Source organism: Cellulomonas sp. EB106-03-03-XG116, assembly GCF_058792015.1.
Map to the genome: position 1 here is coordinate 1 of NZ_JBYTEP010000120.1, position 1,857 is coordinate 1,857.

2 protein-coding genes are annotated in these 1,857 nt (G+C 75.4%); both read right to left on the minus strand.

Features of this window, described 5'->3' with window-relative positions; translation table 11 throughout:
- Positions 1-202 precede the first annotated feature (202 nt).
- Entirely contained in the window at positions 203-979 is a 777-nt protein-coding gene (locus AC3WUG_RS19585; protein ID WP_492329199.1) for an isoprenyl transferase, read from the minus strand.
- Positions 979-1,710: a DNA repair protein RecO gene (gene recO, locus AC3WUG_RS19590; protein ID WP_492329200.1), complete on the minus strand. Its 732-nt coding sequence runs from the start codon at positions 1,708-1,710 to the stop codon at positions 979-981. The genes AC3WUG_RS19585 and recO overlap by 1 nt, the downstream gene beginning before the upstream one ends.
- Positions 1,711-1,857: the final 147 nt, after the last annotated feature.

The following is a 1,857-nucleotide window of genomic DNA, read 5'->3' on the forward strand; positions in this document are numbered from 1 at the left end:
GGGTGGTCCTGCGCCGCCGGACGCGCGCCCGCCGCGCCGACGCCGCCCCGACCGCGCACCCGCCCGTGCGCGCGGACCAGCCCGCCTGACCCGCCCGCCTGCCTCGCCCGCCTGACGGGGTCGCCGAGATGGCAGCTCTCGGCTGCGCGAGCCGGCGCGCTCGCAGCCGAGAGCTGTCATCTCGGCGCGCTCGGGGGCCGGGTCAGGCGGGGGCGGGCTTGTCCACGGCACCGCCGTAGCGGCGGTCACGGCTCGCATACGTCTCGATCGCGCGCCACAGGTGCCGGCGGTCGACGTCCGGCCACGGCTCGTCCAGGAACACCAGCTCGGCGTAGGCCGCCTGCCAGATCATGAAGTTCGACGTGCGCTGCTCCCCGGACGACCGCAGGAACAGGTCGACGTCCGGCAGGTCGGGCTCGTCGAGGTAGCGCTGGACCGTCTTCTCGGAGACCTTGTCCGCCTTCAGCCGGCCCGCCGCCACGTCCTGCGCGATCGCCTTGGCGGCGTCGGCGATCTCGGCGCGGCCGCCGTAGTTCACGCACATGGTCAGCGTGCAGGTGGTGTTGCCGACCGTGAGCCGCTCGGCCTCCTCCAGCTCGGAGATGACCGACCGCCACAGGCGGGGCCGCCGCCCGGCCCAGCGCACCCGGACGCCCCAGTCGTTCATCACGTCCCGACGGCGGCGCAGCACGTCCCGGTTGAAGCCCATGAGGAACCGGACCTCCTCGGGCGACCGGGTCCAGTTCTCGGTGGAGAACGCGTAGGCGGAGACGTGCTTCACGCCGATCTCGATGGCCCCGGCGACCACGTCGAGCAGCGACGCCTCGCCGGCGGCGTGCCCGGCGGTGCGGGGCAGCCCGCGGGCGTTCGCCCACCGGCCGTTGCCGTCCATGACGATCGCGACGTGCTGCGGGACGAGCTCCTTCGGCAGCACGGGCGGGCGGGCCCCGCTCGGGTGCGGGGGCGGCGGAACCGGCATCAGATCCTCTCGACCATCGGCAGCGAGCGCAGCGTGCGCTCCAGGTGGAACTGGGAGTACGCGGACACCAGGCCGTTGCCCTCCTTGCGGTGCCGCTCGGCGGACGCCTCGGCCACGGGCCAGTCGCCGGCGAGCAGGGCCGACAGCAGCTCGAACGTCTCCCGGGCCGGGGCGGTCGCGCCCGGCGGGCGGCAGGAGGTGCAGACGGCGCCGCCCTGGGCGACGGCGAACGAGTGGTGCGGACCCGGCCGGCCGCAGCGGGCGCAGTCGGTGAACGACGGGGCCCAGCCCGCGATCGCGAGCGCGCGCAGCAGGTAGGAGTCGAGCACCAGGCCGGGCGCGTGCTCCCGGGACGCCAGCGAGCGGACGGCGCCGACCAGCAGCCAGTACTGCTGCAGCGCGGGCTCGCGCTCGGCCTCGACGAGCCGCTCGGCGGTCTCCAGCATCACGGTGCCGGCGGTGTACAGGGCGTAGTCCTCGCAGACCGGCCGGCCGTACGCGCCGAGCGTCTCGACCTGGGTGACGACGTCGAGGTTCCGGCCGGTGTTCAGCTGCACGTCGATGTGCATGAACGGCTCGAGCCGGGAACCGAACCGCGAGGTGGTGCGCCGGACGCCCTTGCCGACGGCGCGCACCTTGCCGTGCGTGCGGGTCAGCAGGGTGACGATCCGGTCCGCCTCCCCCAGCTTGTGGGTGCGCAGCACGATCGCCTCGTCGCGGTAGAGGCTCACGCTCGTATTGTCCCCCGCGACCGCCCCGGACCGCGCACCTGTTCGCCGACCGCGTGCCGCGCCCTCGCGGAACCTCCGCACGCCGCACCCCCGGCTGGAGTGGGGGGGGGGGGGGGGGGGGGGGGGGGGGGGGGGGGGGGGGGGGGG

Coding starts and splice junctions, on each gene's coding strand:
- AC3WUG_RS19585 (WP_492329199.1), bottom strand. CDS start 979: ATGCCGGTTCCGCCGCCCCCGCACCCGAGCGGGGCCCGCCCGCCCGTG.